21 protein-coding genes and 1 tRNA gene are annotated in these 21,833 nt (G+C 39.0%); 17 read left to right on the top strand and 5 right to left on the bottom strand.

Going from position 1 to position 21,833, the window contains the following annotated elements; genetic code table 11:
* Positions 1–10: 10 nt before the first annotated feature.
* Both ABJH98_RS00625 and ABJH98_RS00630 read right to left on the bottom strand, forming a co-directional pair.
* The gene (locus ABJH98_RS00625) at positions 11–1,318 is read right to left on the bottom strand and encodes a sterol desaturase family protein (protein ID WP_348305685.1); all 1,308 of its coding nucleotides are present in this window, start codon (positions 1,316–1,318) and stop codon (positions 11–13) included.
* A gap of 122 nt (positions 1,319–1,440) precedes the next feature.
* Positions 1,441–1,875, bottom strand: a complete 435-nt coding sequence (locus tag ABJH98_RS00630; RefSeq protein WP_348305686.1) for an SRPBCC domain-containing protein — start codon at positions 1,873–1,875, stop codon at positions 1,441–1,443.
* A gap of 71 nt (positions 1,876–1,946) precedes the next feature.
* Between ABJH98_RS00630 and ABJH98_RS00635 the strand changes: the two genes are divergently transcribed.
* The 9 genes from ABJH98_RS00635 (at position 1,947) to ABJH98_RS00675 (ending at position 10,951) form a co-directional block, all read left to right on the top strand.
* On the top strand, positions 1,947–2,207 hold the full coding sequence (locus tag ABJH98_RS00635) for an OadG family transporter subunit (protein WP_348305687.1): 261 nt from the start codon (positions 1,947–1,949) through the stop codon (positions 2,205–2,207).
* A gap of 2 nt (positions 2,208–2,209) precedes the next feature.
* Positions 2,210–4,078, top strand: a complete 1,869-nt coding sequence (locus tag ABJH98_RS00640; protein WP_348305688.1) for a biotin/lipoyl-containing protein — start codon at positions 2,210–2,212, stop codon at positions 4,076–4,078.
* Positions 4,079–4,090: 12 nt separating this feature from the next.
* The gene (locus ABJH98_RS00645) at positions 4,091–5,281 is read left to right on the top strand and encodes a sodium ion-translocating decarboxylase subunit beta (RefSeq protein WP_348305689.1); all 1,191 of its coding nucleotides are present in this window, start codon (positions 4,091–4,093) and stop codon (positions 5,279–5,281) included.
* A 122-nt stretch (positions 5,282–5,403) separates the two neighbouring features.
* Positions 5,404–5,877, top strand: coding sequence for a ribosome maturation factor RimP (locus tag ABJH98_RS00650; RefSeq protein WP_348305690.1), 474 nt, complete (start codon positions 5,404–5,406; stop codon positions 5,875–5,877).
* Between the two features lie 4 nt (positions 5,878–5,881).
* A complete protein-coding gene (gene nusA / locus ABJH98_RS00655; RefSeq protein WP_084373375.1) occupies positions 5,882–7,126 on the top strand; it encodes a transcription termination factor NusA in 1,245 nt (414 codons plus the stop codon).
* A 42-nt stretch (positions 7,127–7,168) separates the two neighbouring features.
* The gene (infB, locus tag ABJH98_RS00660; RefSeq protein ID WP_348305691.1) at positions 7,169–10,006 is read left to right on the top strand and encodes a translation initiation factor IF-2; all 2,838 of its coding nucleotides are present in this window, start codon (positions 7,169–7,171) and stop codon (positions 10,004–10,006) included.
* Between the two features lie 9 nt (positions 10,007–10,015).
* A complete protein-coding gene (locus ABJH98_RS00665) occupies positions 10,016–10,204 on the top strand; it encodes a hypothetical protein (RefSeq protein ID WP_348305692.1) in 189 nt (62 codons plus the stop codon).
* Positions 10,205–10,243: 39 nt separating this feature from the next.
* A tRNA-Arg gene (locus ABJH98_RS00670) sits at positions 10,244–10,317 on the top strand.
* Between the two features lie 88 nt (positions 10,318–10,405).
* Positions 10,406–10,951: a hypothetical protein gene (locus ABJH98_RS00675; protein ID WP_348305693.1), complete on the top strand. Its 546-nt coding sequence runs from the start codon at positions 10,406–10,408 to the stop codon at positions 10,949–10,951.
* Here ABJH98_RS00675 and ABJH98_RS00680 read toward each other — a convergent pair whose 3' ends face one another.
* Both ABJH98_RS00680 and ABJH98_RS00685 read right to left on the bottom strand, forming a co-directional pair.
* Complete coding sequence (locus tag ABJH98_RS00680; protein ID WP_348305694.1) at positions 10,952–12,232, bottom strand: amidohydrolase family protein; 1,281 nt, start codon at positions 12,230–12,232, stop codon at positions 10,952–10,954.
* A gap of 51 nt (positions 12,233–12,283) precedes the next feature.
* Positions 12,284–14,080, bottom strand: coding sequence for an ABC transporter ATP-binding protein (locus ABJH98_RS00685; protein WP_348305695.1), 1,797 nt, complete (start codon positions 14,078–14,080; stop codon positions 12,284–12,286).
* 219 nt (positions 14,081–14,299) lie between these two features.
* On the opposite strand from ABJH98_RS00685, the gene ABJH98_RS00690 reads away from it, so the two are divergent.
* The 8 genes from ABJH98_RS00690 to ABJH98_RS00725 all read left to right on the top strand — a co-directional run bounded on the left by ABJH98_RS00690 (position 14,300) and on the right by ABJH98_RS00725 (position 20,991).
* Complete coding sequence (locus tag ABJH98_RS00690) at positions 14,300–15,403, top strand: Glu/Leu/Phe/Val dehydrogenase dimerization domain-containing protein (RefSeq protein ID WP_348305696.1); 1,104 nt, start codon at positions 14,300–14,302, stop codon at positions 15,401–15,403.
* 41 nt (positions 15,404–15,444) lie between these two features.
* Positions 15,445–16,587, top strand: coding sequence for a transcription antitermination factor NusB (nusB, locus tag ABJH98_RS00695; protein ID WP_348305697.1), 1,143 nt, complete (start codon positions 15,445–15,447; stop codon positions 16,585–16,587).
* Positions 16,588–16,589: 2 nt separating this feature from the next.
* Entirely contained in the window at positions 16,590–16,892 is a 303-nt protein-coding gene (locus tag ABJH98_RS00700; protein ID WP_348305698.1) for a YtxH domain-containing protein, read from the top strand.
* Positions 16,893–17,018: 126 nt separating this feature from the next.
* On the top strand, positions 17,019–17,561 hold the full coding sequence (locus ABJH98_RS00705) for a DUF1573 domain-containing protein (RefSeq protein WP_348305699.1): 543 nt from the start codon (positions 17,019–17,021) through the stop codon (positions 17,559–17,561).
* Positions 17,562–17,594: 33 nt separating this feature from the next.
* The gene (gene yajC / locus ABJH98_RS00710) at positions 17,595–17,903 is read left to right on the top strand and encodes a preprotein translocase subunit YajC (RefSeq protein WP_348305700.1); all 309 of its coding nucleotides are present in this window, start codon (positions 17,595–17,597) and stop codon (positions 17,901–17,903) included.
* 25 nt (positions 17,904–17,928) lie between these two features.
* Positions 17,929–18,876, top strand: a complete 948-nt coding sequence (locus ABJH98_RS00715; protein ID WP_348305701.1) for a hypothetical protein — start codon at positions 17,929–17,931, stop codon at positions 18,874–18,876.
* Positions 18,873–19,466, top strand: coding sequence for a dephospho-CoA kinase (coaE, locus tag ABJH98_RS00720; RefSeq protein ID WP_348305702.1), 594 nt, complete (start codon positions 18,873–18,875; stop codon positions 19,464–19,466). Before ABJH98_RS00715 ends, coaE begins: the two co-directional genes overlap by 4 nt.
* 88 nt (positions 19,467–19,554) lie before the next feature.
* Positions 19,555–20,991 carry a hypothetical protein gene (locus ABJH98_RS00725; RefSeq protein WP_348305703.1) on the top strand — a complete coding sequence of 479 codons (1,437 nt, stop codon included), beginning with the start codon at positions 19,555–19,557 and terminating at the stop codon, positions 20,989–20,991.
* Between the two features lie 54 nt (positions 20,992–21,045).
* Here the strand turns inward: ABJH98_RS00725 and ABJH98_RS00730 are convergent, their stop codons facing one another.
* Positions 21,046–21,765, bottom strand: a complete 720-nt coding sequence (locus ABJH98_RS00730; RefSeq protein ID WP_348305704.1) for a hypothetical protein — start codon at positions 21,763–21,765, stop codon at positions 21,046–21,048.
* Between the last annotated feature and the right edge of the window lie 68 nt (positions 21,766–21,833).

Below are 21,833 nucleotides of genomic sequence, written 5' to 3' on the forward strand. Positions count from 1 at the left end.
AAAAGAAAGATTAGAAACCACTGGAAGAGATTCTAGTGGTTTTTTTTGTGCTTACATTAACCATCTGGTTCGACGTACTGAATTCCTTAACCACAAAGCCTAAAGTAATAAACATAGAGGCAACCAAATACCCTATCACTACGAATGATCCAATTGCCCAATAATCATTGATCCCGAACCAATCACCTGATTGAAGGATCCAAAAAATACCCCCGAAGCATTTCAAAGTTTCCACAATTACCGCCGACTTTTTTAAATCCATCAAAGCACTGTAGGCATAAATATGTATAAACAGAAAAGCACCATATACGAATAGATTAGGGAATCCTATTTCAGTGAAGTTGATCAACATCAAAACCAAGAAAAGGTGAGTCATGGCCAATTGAACCCAAGACCAAATATGTAGGGCAGCTGAGGCCTGAGTATCATATTTAACCTGATCTTTTGGGTCATCTATATAGTCGATAGGAAATTTGTCTTTGATATCTTCAGGGCGCCATCCAAGTGGCATAAACCAAATCCTCAGTTTATCAAACCAATTGTTGGTTCTCCAAGCATCTTTAATCAAGAGCCATAAATGTTGAAAATTGATCCAAATAGGATTCCAGGTTTGTGGTGCCTTTTTCACTCCATATACACATGGCTCTTCGTCTAATTCCTCTTGAAATGTGCCAAATGCACGGTCCCAAATACAAAATATTGCCGAGAGATTTTTATCCAAATAAATAGGATTGATGGCATGATGCACACGGTGCTGAGAAGGTGTGACGATGATATATTCTAAGAATCCAAGTTTTGGAATATGTCTCGTATGATACCAAAACTGTAAAAACAAATGGATAGGACTAACAATAGCAATCACTTTTGGCGGTACGCCAAGAAGTGCTGCTGGAATGAGTAACACAGAATAGATACCAAAAAAAGAAGATATGCTCTGTCGAAGCGCACAGGCCATATTGAATTCCTCACTGCTATGATGTACGACATGCTCGTTCCAAAAATAATTAACATGATGCCGCAATCGGTGTACCCAATAACTAGAAAAATCAATGCAAACAAAGCAAATCACATATACTAATATGGTGCTTTCAATCTCGATCAATGCTAGTTTTTCATATAACCATGAATAGGCGATCACAACAAGTGTAAGCCCCAGCAAATCTTTAACCGAATTAGTAATACCGGAACTGATACCAGTAATCGTGTCGAAACTTCGAAATGTATTTTTTTTCACAACGATTCCGTAAATCATTTCTATTGCCATAAGCAATAAAAAAACAGGAATGATGTATAAAACGGCTTTTGCGTATGCTTCCATGGGCTGTTGTTAATGCATCAAACTATAGCCAATTGAACCACAATTTGAATAGGTGAACTTTCAAAAATATAAAATCCAAGCACTCAAGCCAACCAAAAACCCTACTTTATTAGGCACGCATACTAAATCACTTGCTCCTCGGCATGCGCCTTCATGGCCTCATTCATAGTTTCAAAACCCATGATGGTTTTATCTCGAACCTTTTTCATAATAGGCCCCTGAAGAATACCTGTAAAGTTTTCACCGTGAATAAACTGAGTTTGAAATTCGGTCACTGGGTGTAGCTTAAAATAATGATTCCCCGCGAACAAACCTTTGAGTAACAGCTTACCCGTCCACTCAAATCGTCTCCCTTCTTCGTATGCCACTACTTTGGGTTTGAAAAAATTCTTCCTGCCGTCCATATTGATAATCACGTCTAATTTGTTGCCCAAAATGGCCTCTCCTTCTACAGTTAGAAATGGATTCCAATGCCGATAGGCCTCAAAATTCATCAATACACGCCACACTACTTCTACCGGAGCATCAATCAAAATTTCGGTTTCAATGTTTTTCATATGAATTCTATCGGTTTCTACAATATTTTTTAAGTTGCAATTAAGTAATTTACAATAGGTTAGCAAAATTTATGACTGACGAACTTCGAACGGCTTTCTTACTTATGGGTATTGGAATGATCACAGTATTCATAGTATTACTATGCGTAGTCATAATTGGCAACCTTCTTATTCAATTCGCTAATCGATTTGTACCTCTAACGGAAAAATCCGTGCAACGGTCTTCTAATACATCAAAAATCGCACCTTCGAAGGTAGCCGCTATCACTTCAGCCATTGAGATATTCACCAAAGGTAGGGGTAAGATTACAAAAATTAATAAAATCAATTAAATATGGGAAGAGAGATAGGATTGTGTCTGGTATATCGTGACATGTGGCAGTCTTCTGGCAAGTACATGCCTAGAGTAGACCAATTAGTCAAAGTAGCTGAGCCTATCATTGATATGGGTTGTTTTCGTAGGGTAGAAACCAATGGTGGCGGATTTGAGCAGATCAATCTCCTTTATGGAGAAAATCCAAATATTTCCAATCGAGCCTGGACGCAGCCTTTCAATGATGCCGGAATTCAAACACAAATGCTCGAAAGAGGTTTGAATGCCCTGCGTATGTTTCCAGTATCTGATGACGTCAGAAAATTGATGTTCAAGGTCAAAAAACTGCAAGGAACTGATATTTCAAGATCTTTCGATGGGCTTAATGACGCTAGAAACCTTGAAAAATCGATCGAATATGCCAAAGCTGGTGGCATGATCTCTCAAACTTGTTTATGCATTACCTATTCCAAAATTCATACAGTTGACTATTACATAAAAAAAGCCGAGGAACTGATAAACTTAGGCGCTGAAGAAATTTGCATCAAGGACATGGCAGGCATTGGTCGCCCTGTTTCTTTGGGCAAAATTGTGGCAGGAATCAAAGAAATAAAGCCTAACATTTTAGTACAGTATCATGGACATTCAGGCCCTGGATTTTCAGTGACTTCATCTTTGGAGGCAGTTCGCGCAGGAGCAGACATAGTTGATGTAGCAGTTGAACCTTTATCCTGGGGAACGGTCCATGCAGATTTGTTGACAATACATGAAGTACTAAAAGATGCCGGCTATTCTCTACCTGATATCAATATGAAGGCCTACATGCAAGTGCGAACTTTGACCCAAGAATTTATTGATGACTTTTTGGGTTACTACATCAATCCCAAAAACAGATTGATGAACTCCTTACTTATCGCGCCAGGTTTACCTGGTGGCATGATGGGAAGCTTAATGGCTGATTTAGAAAACAATCTGAAAAGCCTCAACAAATGGATGGAAAAAAACAACAAGCCTCAGCTCACCCAAGATGATTTGTTGATTAAGCTATTTGATGAGGTTCAAGAAGTTTGGCCAATGATGGGGTATCCACCTCTTGTGACTCCATACAGCCAGTATGTAAAAAATGCCGCTTTGGTCAATGTGATGCAAATGGAGAAAGGCAAAGAAAGATGGTCATTACTAGACGACAATACATGGGATATGATGTTAGGTAAATCTGGTCGTTTACCAGGTGAAGTCAGCGATGAGTTGAAAAATCTAGCCTCAGAACAAGGAAGAGAATTTTTCAAAGGTGATCCTTCTGAATTAGTTCCTGATTGTTTAGGTGATTTGAGGAAGGAAATGAACGAAAAAGGATGGGAGACTGGTCAGGACGATGAAGAACTTTTGGAATATGCCCTCCATCCACAGCAGTATATTGACTATAAATCAGGAAAAGCAAAAGCTGACTTTGAAGCCGACTTAGAAAAACGGAGAACAGAGAAATACACTACCTCAACTAATCCAGTAGTAAATGGCTCATGGGATTTGGGTCCTAAATCTGTCCAGGTTGATGTTAATGGCGAAAAATTCAATGTCAGCATTTCCTATGATAACAATGAAGTCGATACCAATGAATCAAAGGAACCGCCCACTCCTACATCTTCTTCCAATGGACACTTAAAAGAAATTCTCGCTCCACTAGAAGGTAAAGTTTTCCTAACCAAAGACCCATCCGAAACAGCCAAGAAAGTAGGTGATACGGTGCAAGATGGAGATGTCATTTGCTACATCGAAGCCATGAAAGTGGTGAATGCAGTAAAGGCAGATCAAAGTGGAACAATAGCCGAAGTCTGCATCAAAGATGGTGAAGATATTTTCGATGATGATGTCTTATTCAAATTGAATTAATCGAAAAATTGAATGGAACTACTTCGAAAAGTTTATGAAATGACCGCCATTGGTGACTTGGCTGCCCAGCCAGAAAGTATCCTGATGATATTAGTTGCCTTTGGGCTCTTGTATTTAGGTATCAAAAAACAATACGAGCCCTTATTATTAGTTCCAATTGCATTTGGTGTATTACTCGCCAATTTTCCTGGAGGAGAAATGGGAGTTGTCAAAATTGATGAAAGTCTCAACCTTTTAGAAATCGCAAAGCATCATGGCATTATGAATTTCCTATACTATGCCTTGATTAAAACGGGTTTTCTCCCTCCAATAATTTTTATGGGAGTTGGTGCACTCACGGATTTTGGCCCTATGTTGAGAAATCTTCGTTTGGCGTTTTTTGGGGCTGCCGCTCAAATAGGCATTTTCTCAGTGCTCATTGCTGCTATCTTGATGGGATTCACCCCTAAAGAAGCTGCTTCACTTGGGATCATCGGGGGAGCCGATGGCCCAACCGCCATTTATACAACTATCAAACTGGCACCTCACCTTTTAGGACCAATTGCCATCGCAGCATATTCGTATATGGCGCTTGTTCCAGTTATTATTCCTTTTGTTGTAAGATTCACCATGAGCAAAAGTGAGCTTGCCATCAATATGAAAAAGCAGGATAAACTTTACCCGGCTAGCGCAGAAATCAAAAACTTGCAAGCGGTTAAAATTCTGTTCCCGATAGCCTTGGGAACAATTGTCTCCATTCTAGTACCCTCTTCTGTTCCATTAGTCGGTATGCTTTTGTTTGGCAACCTTGTAAAAGAAATAGGCAGTAACACCTCTCGATTGTTCGATGCAGCTTCCAATTCCATAATGAACGCAGCCACCATATTTCTGGGATTATCAGTAGGAGCAACTATGACCGCCAAGGCTTTTTTGAATATGGAAACGATCATGATCGTAGTCGGTGGTTTCATCGCATTTGCCATTTCCATTGCAGGAGGAATATTTGCTGTGAAGGTGTATAACTTATTCGCAAAGAAAAAAATCAATCCACTCATCGGCGCTACTGGATTATCTGCTGTACCTATGGCTTCCCGCGTGGCCAACGAGATTGCATTGAAACATGACTCGTCTAATCACCTGCTTCAATACGCCATGGCCAGCAACATTTCCGGAGTGATCGGTTCCGCCGTTGCTGCGGGGGTTTTGATTTCATTTTTGGGCTAGAATCAATAATCCAATATCCCTTCAAATATTTGTTTTGATGGATTATTCCTCTACATTTGCATTCGAAATATAGATTTCTTGAACGAGGGGACCTGAAGTCCCCTCTTTTTATAGTAGGAATTGTGACTGAAAGCATCGAAAATCAAGTACAAACTGTTGTTGAAAATATCCTCTCTGAGCAGGAAGACCTGTTTTTAGTAGATATTATCAAAAAAGGCAATGACCGCAGTGGCAAGCTGATTGTATTGCTCGATGGCGATCAAGGAATTACTATAGAAAAGTGCAGTGAGGTAAGCCGAGCAGTTTCTCATTTTATAGATGAAGAAATTGAGCTCAACGAACCTTTGACATTGGAAGTCTCTTCAGCAGGGTTGGATCATCCACTCAAACTGAATAGACAATATGTCAAAAACATTGGAAAAAATGTAAAGGTGACTTTGAATGACAAAACCCTCGTAGAGGGTCAGTTGAAAAAAGTGGAAGATTCATCTATCGAATTAGAAATAGTAATCGATAAAAAGAAAAAAACCACAGAGACTAAAGTTGTCAATTTTGAAGATATAAGTAAAACTATTGTTCTAGTTTCATTCAAATAATAAAATGGATAGTTCTGTATTAATAGAGTCGTTTTCGGATTTTGCAAAAAGCAAAAATGTAGATCGTCCTACCATGATAAGGATACTCGAAGATGTATTCAAAACCATGATCCGTAAGAAGTTTGAGTATGATGACAATTTTGACATCATTATCAATGCTGATAAAGGTGACCTTGAAATCTGGAGGTTTAGAGAAATTGTTGATGACAATTCAGAAGATATTTGGGATCATGATAAAATCAGTTTAACTGATGCTAGAAAAATTGAGCCTGATTTCGAAATCGGTGAAGAAGTAGCTGAAGAGGTGAAATTGATCGATTTTGGTAGAAGAATGGTAATGACTGCCCGTCAGACGCTTATTCAAAAAATCAAGGATCTAGAAAAAGACATTCTATTCCAAAAGTACAAGGATCTTGTTGGTGAAATCATCAATGGAGAGGTTTATCAGACTTTGAGTAGAGAAGTATTACTGATAGATGGCGAAGGAAACGAATTAACGATTCCTAAATCAGAGCAAATCAGTAAAGATCGATACAGAAAAGGTGATTCGGTTAGAGCAATTGTAGATCGCGTAGAGATCGTAAATGGCAACCCTAGGATTATCTTATCGAGAATCTCTCCTACTTTTCTTGAAAGACTTTTCGAAAGTGAAGTACCGGAGGTTTACGATGGTTTGATTACGATCAAAAAAGTAGTTCGTGAGCCAGGAGAAAGAGCAAAAGTAGCGGTTGAATCTTACGATGATAGAATCGATCCCGTAGGCGCCTGTGTAGGTATGAAAGGGTCAAGAATTCACAGTATTGTACGTGAGTTGCAAAATGAAAACATTGATGTGATTAACTTCACAGACAATATGGACTTGTATATTACCAGAGCATTGAGCCCTGCTAAAATCACAAGTATCAAAATAGAAGAAGAAAACAAGAGAGTTTCTGTTTACTTAAAACCAGACCAAGTTTCATTGGCCATTGGTAAAGGTGGACAAAATATCAAATTGGCGAGTAGACTAGTAGACATGGAGATTGATGTCTTCAGAGAGCTAGATGGATTAGAGGAGGAAGATGTAGCCTTGGCAGAATTTACCGATGAAATCGAAGATTGGGTAATTGACGAATTGAGAAAAATTGGTTTGGATACTGCTAAAAGTGTAATATCACTTTCAATGGAAGAACTTCTCAGAAGAACCGATTTGGAAGAAGAGACCATCAATAATGTATTGGGTGTCTTAAAACAAGAATTTGAACAATAAGCTGATTTATATAATCAGAAGAAGAATACTTTTTAATTGACTATGGCTGAAGGTAAAATGATAAGACTCAATCAGGCAGCAAGAAAACTAAACGTCGGAATAGACACCGTCGTGGAATTCTTGTCTGAAAAGGGGCATGAAATAGAGCGGAGCCCCAACACCAAGCTTACCCCGGATCAATATGCAATTCTAGCGAAGGAATATGCGGATTCGGCACATGAAAAAGAAGAGGCTAGCAGCCTTTCCATTGGATCCAAATCGGGTGACAATGTGGTAATCACTGCAGATGCTACTCCAGCTCCAGCAGAACCAGTCAAAGAAGAAGAAATTCTAATTACAGACAACACTGCTACATCAGACGCTCCTGCTGTAGAAGAAGAAAAGCCTGAAGAAACCAAAAAAGCGGACGAGTCATCTGCGGGAGGTCATAAACTTCAAGGCATCAAGGTTGTTGGTAAAATTGATCTTGGCGACAAAAAGAAAAAAGAGGAACCCAAAAAAGAGGAGCCAAAGAAGGAAGAGCCTAAAAAAGAGGAAACTCCTAAAGTAGAGGAAAAAGCGCCCGAACCAGTAGCTAAGAAAGAGGAACCTAAAAAGGAAGAAACTCCTAAAGAAGAACCTAAGAAGGAAGAAAAGCCTACAGAGAAAGCTCCAGCTCCTAAAGTTGAGAAAAAAGAGGAAGCTCCAGCACCAGAAGCCAAACCTGAAAATAAAACAATCGAAGCAAAGGCCGACTCTTTGAGAGGACTTAAAGTTTTGGGTAAAATTGAATTGCCTAAAGCCCCAACTAAAGGTGACAAAGGAAAGCCAGTCGCATCTTCTGATACATCTGGAGATAAAAAACGACCTAGAAAACGAATCAGTACGTCGAAAAAAGATTCTGGCGGAGGCGGAGGCCCAAGAGGCGGTGGCGATAGACGTGGAGGCGGACGATTCGAAAAAGGCAAGAAGAAAGTTGTCAAAGAAGAATTGACTGACAAGGAAATTCAAGACAAGATCAAAGCAACACTTGCGAAGCTGAGCGGTGGTAAAACAAGCTCGAATGTAAGTAGATCAAAATACAGAAAAGAGAAACGATCAGCAGTAGCAGATGCCGAGGAAGAAAGGCTAATGCAAGAGCAGGAAGAATCTAAGACACTTAAGGTCACTGAATTCGTTTCTGCCAATGACTTGGCAAGTTTGCTAGATGTATCAGTCAATGATATTATCTCTACATGCATGACTTTGGGCATGTTCGTTTCGATTAATCAACGATTAGATGCTGAATCTATCACCATCATAGCTGATGAGTTTGGATACAATGTTGACTTTACTACACAAGACGAAGAAGTCGATGTAGTAGAAGAAGTCGATGCAGAAGAAACATTAGAAGATCGTGCGCCGATCGTGACCATTATGGGACACGTCGATCACGGTAAAACTTCATTGCTTGATTATATCAGAGACTCTAAAGTAACTGATGATGAAGCTGGCGGAATCACCCAGCACATTGGTGCTTATGATGTGACGACGGAATCCGGAAAGAAAATTGCTTTCTTGGATACACCGGGTCACGAAGCCTTTACGGCGATGAGAGCAAGGGGTGCTAAGATTACAGATATCGTAATTATCGTAGTAGCTGCGGATGATGATGTGATGCCACAAACCAAAGAGGCCATCAATCACGCTCAAGTAGCAGGTGTTCCGATCATTATTGCTATTAACAAAATAGATAAGCCTAATGCCAACCCTGATAAAATCAAGGAGGCATTATCGGCTAACAATATACTAGTAGAAGACTGGGGTGGTAAGTACCAATGCCAGGAGATATCGGCTAAAACAGGACAGGGCGTAGAAGACTTACTTGAAAAAGTATTGCTTGAAGCCGAAGTATTAGAATTGAAAGCTAATCCTAATAAAAAGGCGGTCGGTTCTATCATAGAAGCTACCCTGGACAAAGGACGTGGATATGTGACTACCATGATGGTGCAGTCAGGTACTTTGGAAATTGGCGATGTAGTATTGGCAGGATCTTATTTTGGTAAGGTGAAAGCCATGTTTGATCACAAAGGTTCCAAATTGAAAAAAGTAGGCCCTTCTACTCCACTACAAATGTTGGGTCTGGATGGTGCAGCACAAGCGGGCGACAAGTTCAATGTGATGGAATCTGATAGAGAAGCGAGAGAGATTGCTACTAAAAGAGAGCAAATTCAACGTGAACAAAGTATCAGAACCAAGAAACATATTACTCTTGATGAGATTGGTCGTCGATTAGCGATTGGTTCATTTAAAGAACTGAACGTAATTGTAAAAGGTGACGTGGACGGTTCTGTCGAGGCATTGTCTGATTCGTTGCTGAAGCTTTCTACCAAAGAAGTTCAAGTCAATATCATCCACAAAGGCGTGGGTCAGATTTCTGAATCTGACGTACTATTGGCATCTGCTTCAGACGCAATTATCATCGGTTTCCAGGTACGTCCATCCGGAGGTGCTAAGAAAATCGCTGAAACAGAAGAAGTTGAAATCAGACTATACTCCATCATCTACGACGCTATCAACGAGGTGAAAGATGCCATGGAAGGACTATTAGCTCCTACCGTTGAAGAAGTGATCACTGGTAACATTGAAGTAAGAGAAGTCTTCAAAATTACGAAAGTGGGTACTGTAGCTGGATGTTACGTGACTGACGGATATGTGAAACGTGCGAATAGCATTCGATTGATTAGAGATGGTATTGTGACTTACGAAGGTGAAATCGGACAATTGAAACGATTCAAAGACGATGTGGCCGAAGTGAAACACAGTTACGAATGTGGTATCTCGATCAAAGGATTCAACGACATCAAAGTAGGTGACGTGATTGAAGGATTCGAACAAAGAGAGATCAAACGTTCGCTGTAATACAGCTTTTTGGAAGCGACTATACATATCACTTCCTTTCTAGGTTATAGTTCATTGGCTATACTACTGGTAGGATTATTATACAAACCTTGGGTGGTACTCTGGTGGCATGATATACAGAATCGCTGGTTGGTCATCAAGTACTACGGCACAGCAACAGTGGTCTTTTTTTTATTGAAAATACTTTTAAATGGTTGAGTCAAAATAATAGACTCAACTATATTTGCTGAAATATTTGGCCTCGTGGCTCAACTGAATAGAGCACCTGATTACGGCTCAGGAGGTTCCAGGTTTGAATCCTGGCGAGGTCACTAAAAGCAGACTTATGGTCTGCTTTTTTTGTTTCTTTTCATTCCCCAACCTCAATATTATTTAGCTTTACAAATTAACTATAGTAATATGCCACTCAGCACTTTGTCGAAAAAATATATTTATTGGTTTGCCTCGTTTACAGCCCTTTTTGTCATTCTACTTACTATCTATTTCAATTTAGGTGGGTTCGAAGAAGTACAGACTGCAGTGTCAAGGAATAATATATACAGCCTAGCTGGAAAAGAGATTAATGGTCGATTAACCTCCAAAGAGGAACATTTTTTGTTTGAAGAAATGAAAGGATATATAGCCAGTGGCCAATTGAAAGGCACACTTTCAATTATCAATTATAAAGATGACACACTAGGTGAGTATGAAAGCAGAAGATTTGTAGGCGTACTACTTGAAGACGAAGTTTCTATGATCCCAAGCGGACTAACGGTTTTAGAGGTTGAAGGGCTTACTACATTTCAAGCAGCTTTAACCATGCATCCGTTAGTGATGCCCAACACCGAAAAAGTAGAAACTAAACTACAATTACTTGCAGAAGAAAGAGGCCTAAAACTTCAAGATTTTACTCTTGAAAAACTATACGAAGATAATTCTGTGATTGTTGAGATGTTCGCTAAATAACTAGTTTTCATTCTTATAGACTTTCCCCCCTTTCATTACAAAAGGAATCGATTGTAAAACCGTAATGTCTTGAATGGGATCGCCTTTCACAGCAACTAAATCTGCATAAACCCCTTTCTTAATACCACCAATATTTTCCGATTCTTTTAGTATGGAAGCATTAATAGAGGTAGCACATTTGATCGCTTGCATTTCAGCCATTCCACCTGCTACCATCAGCTCAAATTCTTTTCCATTATCACCATGCAGAAAAACACCAGCATCTGTTCCAAAACCTATGGGAACACCAAATTTTACAGCTTTCTTATAGGTATCAAAAATTTGAGGGCCAACGGCAGCTGCCTTTGGAACTATAATCTCCGGGTAATAGCCTTCTTCTTCAGCTTTCTCGGCAACAAATGCTCCAGCCAATAGTGTGGGGATAAAATAAGTATTGCGCTCTTTCATCAACTGCATGGTCTCTTTACTCATATAAGTGCCGTGCTCGATAGTAGTCACACCTGCTCTAACCGCTCGTTTCATACCTTCGTCTCCGTGTGCATGAGCAGCAACATGAAACCCATAGTCTTTGGCCGTTTCAACGACGGCTCGAATTTCATCTTCCTGAAAATGAGGTCCAGTTCCATTTTTCGCCAAACTTAAAACTCCACCAGTTGCAGTAATTTTAATCAAGTCTGCGCCATTCTTATATCGTTGACGTACAGCTTGTCTAGCATCTTCAACCCCATTTACAACACCTTCTTTTGGCCCAGGGTTTCCCATTAGTTCTTTGCTAAATCCGTTGGTCGGATCTGCATGACCTCCAGTCACGCCCAAAGCCTTTCCTGCGGTATATATCCTTGGCCCATCTATTAGTCCTTTGTTAATGGCGTTTCTCAATGAAATATTAACACCAGAACCGCCCAAATCTCTGACGGTTGTAAATCCCGCCATCAAAGTCCTTTCTGCATACACCACAGACTCAAAAGCCTTATCTTCTGGATTTTGGGTGAATTTATTCATGTACTTATTCTTTCCCGTTTCCTGCTCTAGGTGTACATGCATATCAATAAATCCAGGAAGAACGGTATAGGATTTCAAATCAATCAATTGTAGATCTGGAGTAGGCACAGCGTAGCCCTTTATGACTTCCAAAATTCTTTCTCCTTCAATGATTATAGTTTGTTCTTTGCGAGGCTCACTCGAATAACCATCGATAAGTTCTCCGCAATGAACCATTGTTTTTTGGGCATAAAGAGAAAATGATAAGGTGACTAAGAAGAATAAAATTGAAATGCGCATGATGTGGTCTGTTTGGATGTAAGGTTAATCAATCAAACTTTCCATTCAAAATCAAACCACTGTATCTGATAGTTCTTCTCCTTGAATTTGCTTCTGATAAAGCGATTGGTATGTACCTTCCTTGGCTATCAACTCTTTGTGAGAGCCCTGTTCCACGATTTTACCGTCATCTAAGACTATGATTTTATCTGCCAACTGGGCAGAGGACACTCGATGAGAAATAATAACTGTCGTTCGACCGACCATTATTTTTTTCATACTATTGAGAATACTATTCTCCGTCTTAGTATCTACCGCAGACAAGCAATCGTCCATAATCAAAATCTTGGGCTCACGCGCTATGGCCCGAGCAATGGATACTCTTTGCTTCTGTCCTCCAGACAAAGTGATACCCCGCTCTCCCAGCATGGTTTTAAATCCTTTTGGAAAACGATCAATATTATTTGTTAGGTCGGCATGGTCTGCTGCTTCTCTAATTTGAGATTCAGTCAGTTTTTGATTACCAAATGCTATATTGTCCGCAATGGATTCTGAAAATAAAAACACGTCTTGAGGCACATAACCAATATTCCCCCTGACGGTAGAAAGCGAATAATCTTTGATGGGAATATCATCAATTTTCACTCCACCGTCTGATACATCATACATTCTGCATAGCAAGTTGGCAATAGTGCTTTTGCCAGATCCAGTCGTCCCTATGATCGCAATAGACTCTCCAGCCTTGACCTCGAATGAAACACCTTTCAGTGCCTCTATCCCTGAGTCAGGATATGTGAATGCCACCTGATCAAATACGACGTCACCGGCAATGTCTTTTTCAATATTTTTATCCGATACAATATCATTTTTAGTATGGAGAAATTCATTGACACGACGCTGTGAGGCCGCCGCCCGCTGAATAATACTTGTGATCCAACCCAAGGCTGTCACAGGCCAGGTAAGCATATTCACATAAATTACAAATTCCGCAATATTACCCGTACTCAACTCTCCTTGCAAAATTCCAATAGAACCTACATACACCGTAAGAATCACACTTAATCCAATAAGGCTCATGATCAGCGGGAAAAAGAGCGACTGCACAAATGCCAATCGCAGTGACTTCTTTTTATAGTCATTACTAGCTACAGAAAACTTATGGTTGTAATCCTGCTCCCGAACGAATGCTTTGATTACTCGAATGCCTGAAAAAGCTTCTTGTACGAAGGTAGATAAGTCAGAAAGGCTTTCCTGAATCTCCTCTGAACGTTTGTTGATAATATTATTTACATAATAAATGCTGAACGAAAGAAAGGGCAATGGCAATAACGAATACAAGGTCAACTCCACATTGATGGACAACATGAATGGAATGACAATTAAAAACATGGTGAACAAATTGATCCCATACATGATGGCAGGGCCTACATACATGCGTACCCTACTCACATCTTCAGAGATCCTATTCATCAAATCACCTGTATTATTTTTTCGATAAAAGCTGAGTGGCAGTGTTTGATAATGCGTGTAAATTTCATTTTTAAGATCATATTCTATCAGCCTCGACATTACAATGATTGTCTGACGCATAAAGAACATGAATATCCCTTTGAGTATGGCTGCGGCCAAAATGACCAATCCAAAAATCAAAATACTCGAAGCAAACAGATCATATGTATCCCGCTGCAGTTCGAATCCTTCAAATCCGTTATAGGTCTGAAAGCTTCCTTGAATCAAATCAAATGAATGCCTAACCACTACAGCCGGAATCACCCCAAATAAATTTGAAATAATAATAAACACAGTACCCAGTATCAAATGATACTTATACTTAAAAAAATACTTATTCAGATGTGCGAGATCTTTCATTCAGAATGGCTGAAAAAATGCTTTCAAAATGCAATAATACAAAGTTCAAACGGCAATATTTTTTGAAAGTTGACAATATGTTCGATTAATATTTCGCCAGAAGGCAGTATATAAAATCTAAATTAATCAATTACTAATTTTCTTGATCTGATTAAAAATCGGCTAACTTTGCGCTTATTTTCAGTACCCAACAACATTAACAATCATAAACCCAAAAATATGATAGAGGTGAACGAACCACTCAAAAAAGAAGAAGTGTCATTGTTCTCAGGAATAGAAGAGATGAATCACGAGCAGGTAGTTTTTTGTCACGACAAAGCTACAGGGTTGAAAGCTATCATTGCCATCCACAATACGGTTCTAGGGCCTGCCATGGGAGGAACTAGGATGTGGCATTATGCTTCTGACATGGAAGCATTGACCGATGTATTGAGATTATCCAGAGGCATGACGCTAAAAAATGCCATTGCGGGTTTAAATATTGGTGGAGGAAAAGCTGTTTTGATTGGTGATGCTAGAAAGCTGAAAAATGAAGCTTTGATGAGGAGGTTTGGCAAATTTGTAAATAGTCTAGGTGGTAAATACTGGACAGCTGAAGATGTAAACATGAGTACCAAAGACATGGAATATGTCAGAATGGAAACTCCTTATGTAACAGGCCTTCCAGATTTCATGGGTGGTTCAGGCGATCCATCTCCAGTCACTGCTTATGGCGTGTACATGGGAATGAAAGCAGCAGCTAAGAAAGCCTATGGTTCTGAAAAGCTTGAAGGAAAAAAAGTTTTGGTACAAGGAACCGGAAATGTAGGAACTTATCTGATTGAAAATTTGGTCAAAGAAAATGCCCAAGTGATGATTTCAGATATTTTTGAAGATAAAATTAAAAAAGTGACTGACCGATTCCCAGTGGAAGTAGTAGCAGCAGATCAGGTGTTCAACGCTAATTTTGACATCTATGCGCCATGTGCTTTGGGAGGCACTTTAAATGATGAAAGTATTGAAATGCTCAACTGTGACATAGTCGCTGGTGGAGCCAACAATCAATTGCTTGACGAAAAAATTCATGGCAAAGCATTGGTTAATAAGGGTATTTTATATGCCCCTGATTTTCTAATCAATGGAGGAGGTATTACCAATGTATACTATGAATATGAAGGCAACTATAATAGAGACAGAGTGATGAATCAAACCGAGCGCATCTACGACACTACCTTAGAGGTATTCGAATTGTGTGCCGAGTCTGGAGCAACACCACAGGCAGCAGCTATTCAAATCGCAGAAAACAGAATTGCTGCAATTGGAAATAACAAATTGCCATTATAAATTACCAGAGTGATCTTTGGATCACTCAAAACTTTGATTTAATGCTAAACAGACGTTCTTTACGTATTAAAGGTATGCAAGCCATCTTCGCTTATCATACCGCCCGAGAAGCCGAATTCAACATTTGTAAAAAAGAGGCGGAAGACCACTTCTTACCTGACCTAAACTCCATGGAGGTTCAGGACAAAGAAGAGTTGACCAAGGATCGCGAATCCACTGGAAAAGCCTTCGACGCGCTGATTCATAAAGGTGCAGATGCTATTCCAGAAGACACCAAACCAGAGATCGTTAAGCTGATAAAAGCTCAACAGCAGTCTTACTTAAATAAGCTCGTAGCCAATAAGGATCATTTCAAAAAAAGACTACTGGCGGGTATTACTTCCATCTATGATGATTATATAAAATTCTTGTATATCGTAGTTGAAATACAAGAATTGATTGCCACAGAAAAACGCAAAAAGAACAACACCCACGACAATATTGCTAAGAATATTGTGATCAACAAACTCAAAAGTTTTGAAGCATTAGAAGAAGAGCGAATTAGGAAAAATGTAGCTTGGGACACTGATCTTATTAGAGCGTGGTACAAGGAATACATCAAACCTCAAGAGTTTTTTATAGAGTACGATAATTTGGCGAAAGCCAACTTGGAAGAAGATCAAGAATTTGTGCAGACCTTGTACAAATCAATCATTTTCAAAAATGACAATATCAACGATTACTTCGAAGCGTTGGATTTAGGATGGAGCGAAAACAAGCCTATATTGAAAAGTATGGTATTGAAAACGGCGAAATCTATCGAAAGTGAAGAAAGTGAACCATTATTGATGGAACTTTCTAAAAACTGGGAGGAGGATTTGTTATTTTTGAAAGAGCTTTACGATTTAGCCATCGATCAGGAAGAGCAATACGAAAAACTGATAGAAGAAAAATCAAAAAACTGGGAAATTGATCGGGTAGCTCTTACAGATAGGATTATATTAGAAATGGCCATTGGCGAAATGATTCATTTCACATCCATTCCTGTAAAAGTGACGATTAATGAATATATTGAATTATCGAAACTTTATAGTACGCCTAAGAGTAAACAGTTTGTAAATGGCCTTTTAGATGTTCTTTCTGTAGAATTACAAAAGGATGGCCAAATCAAGAAAAGTGGACGAGGACTGCTAGATAACAAATAATTATGAGTAAAAATTCGAATTCCTTTTTAGCATTTTTAACTGGCGCAGCAGCTGGTGCCATTTTAGGTATTCTTTATGCTCCAGACAAGGGAGAAAACACGAGAGACAAACTTTCATATCAGCTGGACAAGTACAGCAAAAAATTGGATGAAATCGTAAAAGAGTTTATCGACGGCAAAGAACTAAGTGACAATGAAGCCAAATCAGAAGGCGACAAAATCGTAAGTGATGCCAAAGAAAAGGCCGAAAGACTACTAGATGATGTCAATGGTCTGATCACAAAAATCAAAGGTGAAGAAGCCTGATCCATCAAATTATCAATTTTGTTAAATAGTTGTTAAGGATTGAAAAATCACTCAATCGATTGTCATTCCTTCTTTAACTTTACCTCTATTTAATTCTAATAACAATTTCAATTAAACATACTAGTTATGAAAAATATAAAAATGATTCCTGCATTCTTGGCAGTATTGGCTATGATAGCCACTGGATGTTCAAATGCAGATGTAGAAGGTAGAATTGCTAAGCTTGAAGGTAGAGTTGCTGAACTAGAAGGATCAGGAACTGCTGCTAAAAGAGTAGTTAAACCAAATGCAAACGAAAAAGTAGAACCTGCAGTTAAGCCAGAAGGTCCACTTCCTGAATTTGCTTTCAACGAAGAATCTCATGATTTCGGAACCATCAATGAAGGAGACGTAGTAGAGCATGTATTTGCTTTTACCAATACTGGAGATGCTCCGTTGATCATTTCAAGCGCTACAGGATCTTGTGGATGTACCGTTCCTGAATGGCCAAAAGAACCAATTGGTGTGGGTGAAAAAGGTGAAATCAAAGTGAAATTCAACAGTAGAAAGAAGCCAGGCGTTCAAAACAAAACGGTAACTATCACTTCGAATACATACCCAAAACAACAAAGAATCAAAATCAAGGCTAATGTGACTCCAGCACCTAAAGATGCTGACACACCGTCTTAAGTTCTTCATTCATTTTTTAACAATTAACGAAGCATGTTAAACTTCATATTATTACAAGCAGCTGCAGGTGGCGCAGGTTATTCAAATCTGATCATGATTGGTGTCATGGTAGTCATCTTCTATTTCTTCTTCATTCGACCCCAGCAAAAAAAGCAGAAGGATCAAAAATCTTTCTCAGAGGGAGTTTCGAAAGGAGATCAAGTGGTTACTATTGGAGGAATCCATGGTAAAATTTTGTCAGTAGACGACTCTACCGTAACTTTAGAAATAGACAAAGGCGCTAAAATGAAGATAGAAAAATCTTCTATCTCGATGGAAAATTCCAAGAAGTTAGCGAGCTAATTGTTTTTATGAACAAATAAACTGAATGGGAATATTTAGGTTTTTATTACCTGGATTAAAAGATAACTGGAAGGTAGTTGTACTCTCAATATTAGGAGCAACTACCTTTTGGTTTTTTAATGCCATGAACAAATCTTATGACACACGGGTAGACTATCCGTTATCTTACACATTTGCTGAAGATAGTGTCGTTGTGATTAATCCCTTGGCTAAACAAATTAAAATTGATGTAACAAGTGGTGGTTGGAATCTGATTCGAAAGACCTTACGAATAAATGCTACACCTATCAATATCCCCTTGGATAATCCAACTGAAATTAAGTTCCTTACCCGATCAAGTTTGATTCCGATGATTTCAGATCAACTGGATGGGCTACGGTTGATTTATGTAGTTACAGACACACTATTTTTTAATATCGAAGAGAAAGTCACAAAAAAACTACCTGTATATATAGATAGTATTTCAATTCCACTATCCCAATCTTACAGAATGATCAGCTCAATTTCTTGCAACGTCGATAGCGCCGTGGTTTCAGGCCCTAAATCTACCATGAACCAAATGCCTGAATACGTTCAACTCGATTTCAGCAATATGAGTATAGATGGAAACTTCGAAGAAGAATTGACCTACTTCGTAGGCGAGCATGTCAAAGTGGTTCCACCAGAAGCTACAGTAAAGTTTGAGGTTTCAAAATACCTCGCAAGAGAAATCAACATTCCCATAGAGATCTTGGATTTCCCAGAAGACTCTTCAGCCTACCTATCCGAAAGTAGCATTGCTCTTTATTATACTATAAAAGAAGATGACGAGGAAGAAGTTAGTGCTTCAGATTTTAGTGTTACTGCAGATTATTCTATGAGAAATATGAATGATTCTACGGTCGCACCCATCCTCATGTATGCCCACGAAAAGGCACTTGACATTGTACTCGCCTCAGATCGAATCAAGTTGACCTTCAAAGATTCCAAATGAAAATTGTCGGTATCACCGGTGGTATAGGCTCTGGCAAATCAACAGTTTGTGAAATTTTTAAAATTCTAGATATTCCTGTGTATCAAGCGGATGATAGGGCTAAATTTTTAATGCAACATCATACAGGCTTAATATCTAGTATTACGGACCTATTTGGTGAAGAAGCCTACCAAGACGGAAAACTCAACCGTCCTTATTTGGCTAACGCAATCTTTAACGATGCGGAAAAAACAAAAAAAATTAATGGTCTCGTACACCCTCTGGTAGGCGAAGATTTTAAAACATGGATCAAATCACAAGGGGATGCTCCTTATGTACTAAAGGAAGCAGCATTAATGATAGAATCTGGGTCTTACAAACAATTGGATGTAATGATTAATGTCTATACTCCTATAGAGACACGAATTCAAAGAGTACAAAAAAGAGACCCTCATCGTAGCATAGAAGAAATCAAAGGGATCATTGACAAACAGGTGAATGAAGAAACTAGAAGTGAATTAGCTGATTTCATTCTTAACAATGATGGGAAAAAACTAATAATCCCCCAAGTTTTGTCCATTCATGCTCAATTGATGGATAGTTCAAGTTAAAAGTTATGTTGATGGTAGGAGGAAATTATTTTGGAATAATCACAAAATAACCTAACTTAATTCTTATTGTAAACCTAACTTATTTTTCATGAAACTATCTAACCTAGGCCGTCTATGGCCCATGGGCTTGGTATTAGCCCTGATTTTACATTTGATACTGCTGAGTTGTAACAAACCGACGCCTATCAATAACAGTCCCGAAAGCCAATTATTGGAGAACATCAATCAAATTACTCCAGTACCCCTACCAACAACTGAAGATCCAGGCTTTAACTTTCCCGAAGATTCTACATTGATTTATCAATGGTTAGCTGAACGGGATACTTTATCCATTTATGCACACGCTTGGGGAATCTGGGCTGGTCTTACCTCACCAACTGATCAAAGCTACAATGGAAATCCATTGTTAGTTTTTGAAACATGGCTTGGACTAGGTGAAATGCAATCCATCGTTAAACAAAATAGTCTACAGCTCCAAAAAACAGAGCGAACGATGCTTCAAAAACCTAAGCAATTTGAGCATTCAGCTACTTTAGCTAAACAGGCTGGCGTTGACACTACAGCTGGTTTGGATTTTGGCACCAATTTTTGGGTAACTGTTTCATACAACCCAAGTGCTGCCAACTATGCAATTCAAAATCAAATTTTTAAAAAATCTGTTTTAGATTCCTATAAAAAGCCAGGAACAATCGGCAAAATACCCGCTTTCCCAAGTGATGCTATTACAATAAAGCCGACCTATTATGTTGGCAGTAAACAAGATGACTTTATCAGAATTCCAGCTTGGCCAGGCCCTCCAGACACCCCCAAACCATTTGGGCCTGAGGTATGGGATAGCTACATATTTGTAGATGTAAATAATGGGCAAGAATCAGGCAAAGTATTAGTGCCAGTGAATGGAGGAGATGACCCAACACCTGCCTCTACTTGTAACTTGAACGATTTTATCAACTTTGAGGTAGATGCAGAAATGGCTAAATATCTCAATGAGCAACAAAGTGCTGTGCAAGGTGATACGGCAAAAGCTGGAGATGTAGCTCTTTTGGTCGCCATGCATGTTACCAGCAAAGAAATCAGTAATTGGACATGGCAGACCTTTTATTGGGCACCAAATCCCAATACTCCTTTGGCTCCTAGTTCGACTACGGCCGCATCCATTCGTCCTACTGGACTATCTGCAGCAGCAGCTCATTATGGAGTATCTACAGGTTATGCGATGGTTTGGCCTAATCAACCTATTGTGGGAGGAACCAATCAAGATGTTGAACCCATTTTTGGGTTTAACCCATTCTTAGAGGCTGGATTTGGAAAAGGCACTTTTGCCAAACGTGAAAATCAGCTAAACCCTAATTATGATTATGGTGTGCAAACCAACTGTATGAGTTGTCATTCGCTGGCGACCAGCAGTTCCAGCGTGGTATATAGTGCAGATGAATACATCAGTATGGATGACCCTTATTTTGTAGACAAAGTTCAAGTAGATTTTGCTTGGTCTATCCAATCAGCAATTATTACCGATCAATAAGTCTAACATTAACAATGTGCACTATTTTGAATGGGAGTCAAAATAGCGCACATATCATTCGGGTTTATTAAAAAAACTATTTGGGACGCCCTGCCCAAAAATAATATCATCAATCACTATGTCGAAAATTGATCGTTCGCTCCTGTTTTCAAATGCAAAAGGAACAGACACACCTCCAAGGTTTTTGTAATTTTTAAAAATCACTTCCACCTCAACCTTTTCAGGTTCATCTTCTTTATACACTCTCGCTAAATGAATTAAATGATTTTTTTTATCTAATAAATAGTCCACGTAAAAACCAGAAGGCATCGTGGAGCGAATTACATAATGATTAGCATCGTCAGATCGCTCCGACCCAATCACTGCAAGTGTATTTCCTAAGCCGTGATCATAAAGGGGAGAACCTATTCCTGCATTCATTAAAAACAAATGACGTTCCCGATCCGTCATCAATTGAGCTGAAAGCACACCAGTCCATGGCGCGATAGTCCAAGCTGTTTTTCCATCAAAAGCATTTACAAATGAGAGTTCTTTATACGTTCCTTCTATTCTTATTTTATTGGGAGCTTTTTTAGTGATCTGATATTTTTTTCCTTCTTTGAATCCATCCATTTCACGCACTTCCATAAAAATAGATCTCATCGCCATTAGATTTTCCTGTCCTATGGCTTCAAAGTGAGTTTCTAAAATTCTATCTAGATTTTGGCCACTGGCAAGACCAGGAAAGAGGATTAACAAACTAAAAATAAACTTCATCAACTTAATTCCTTTCATCTCGTTTTGATTACAACCATTCAATAGCAAGTTAATTGGTAATCCATATTATTTCATGGAAATTACAC

This window comes from Reichenbachiella sp., from assembly GCF_039969095.1.
In the GTDB taxonomy this organism is placed as follows: domain Bacteria; phylum Bacteroidota; class Bacteroidia; order Cytophagales; family Cyclobacteriaceae; genus Reichenbachiella.

Bases quoted from the DNA above. Each gene is read 5' to 3' on its own strand.
- ABJH98_RS00625 (WP_348305685.1), bottom strand. From the start codon at position 1,318: ATGGAAGCATACGCAAAAGCCGTTTTATACATCATTCCTGTTTTTTTA.
- ABJH98_RS00630 (WP_348305686.1), bottom strand. From the start codon at position 1,875: ATGAAAAACATTGAAACCGAAATTTTGATTGATGCTCCGGTAGAAGTA.
- ABJH98_RS00635 (WP_348305687.1), top strand. From the start codon at position 1,947: ATGACTGACGAACTTCGAACGGCTTTCTTACTTATGGGTATTGGAATG.
- ABJH98_RS00640 (WP_348305688.1), top strand. From the start codon at position 2,210: ATGGGAAGAGAGATAGGATTGTGTCTGGTATATCGTGACATGTGGCAG.
- ABJH98_RS00645 (WP_348305689.1), top strand. From the start codon at position 4,091: ATGGAACTACTTCGAAAAGTTTATGAAATGACCGCCATTGGTGACTTG.
- nusA (WP_084373375.1), top strand. From the start codon at position 5,882: ATGGATAGTTCTGTATTAATAGAGTCGTTTTCGGATTTTGCAAAAAGC.
- infB (WP_348305691.1), top strand. From the start codon at position 7,169: ATGGCTGAAGGTAAAATGATAAGACTCAATCAGGCAGCAAGAAAACTA.
- ABJH98_RS00675 (WP_348305693.1), top strand. From the start codon at position 10,406: ATGCCACTCAGCACTTTGTCGAAAAAATATATTTATTGGTTTGCCTCG.
- ABJH98_RS00680 (WP_348305694.1), bottom strand. From the start codon at position 12,232: ATGCGCATTTCAATTTTATTCTTCTTAGTCACCTTATCATTTTCTCTT.
- ABJH98_RS00685 (WP_348305695.1), bottom strand. From the start codon at position 14,080: ATGAAAGATCTCGCACATCTGAATAAGTATTTTTTTAAGTATAAGTAT.
- ABJH98_RS00690 (WP_348305696.1), top strand. From the start codon at position 14,300: ATGATAGAGGTGAACGAACCACTCAAAAAAGAAGAAGTGTCATTGTTC.
- nusB (WP_348305697.1), top strand. From the start codon at position 15,445: ATGCTAAACAGACGTTCTTTACGTATTAAAGGTATGCAAGCCATCTTC.
- ABJH98_RS00700 (WP_348305698.1), top strand. From the start codon at position 16,590: ATGAGTAAAAATTCGAATTCCTTTTTAGCATTTTTAACTGGCGCAGCA.
- ABJH98_RS00705 (WP_348305699.1), top strand. From the start codon at position 17,019: ATGAAAAATATAAAAATGATTCCTGCATTCTTGGCAGTATTGGCTATG.
- yajC (WP_348305700.1), top strand. From the start codon at position 17,595: ATGTTAAACTTCATATTATTACAAGCAGCTGCAGGTGGCGCAGGTTAT.
- ABJH98_RS00715 (WP_348305701.1), top strand. From the start codon at position 17,929: ATGGGAATATTTAGGTTTTTATTACCTGGATTAAAAGATAACTGGAAG.
- coaE (WP_348305702.1), top strand. From the start codon at position 18,873: ATGAAAATTGTCGGTATCACCGGTGGTATAGGCTCTGGCAAATCAACA.
- ABJH98_RS00725 (WP_348305703.1), top strand. From the start codon at position 19,555: ATGAAACTATCTAACCTAGGCCGTCTATGGCCCATGGGCTTGGTATTA.
- ABJH98_RS00730 (WP_348305704.1), bottom strand. From the start codon at position 21,765: ATGAAAGGAATTAAGTTGATGAAGTTTATTTTTAGTTTGTTAATCCTC.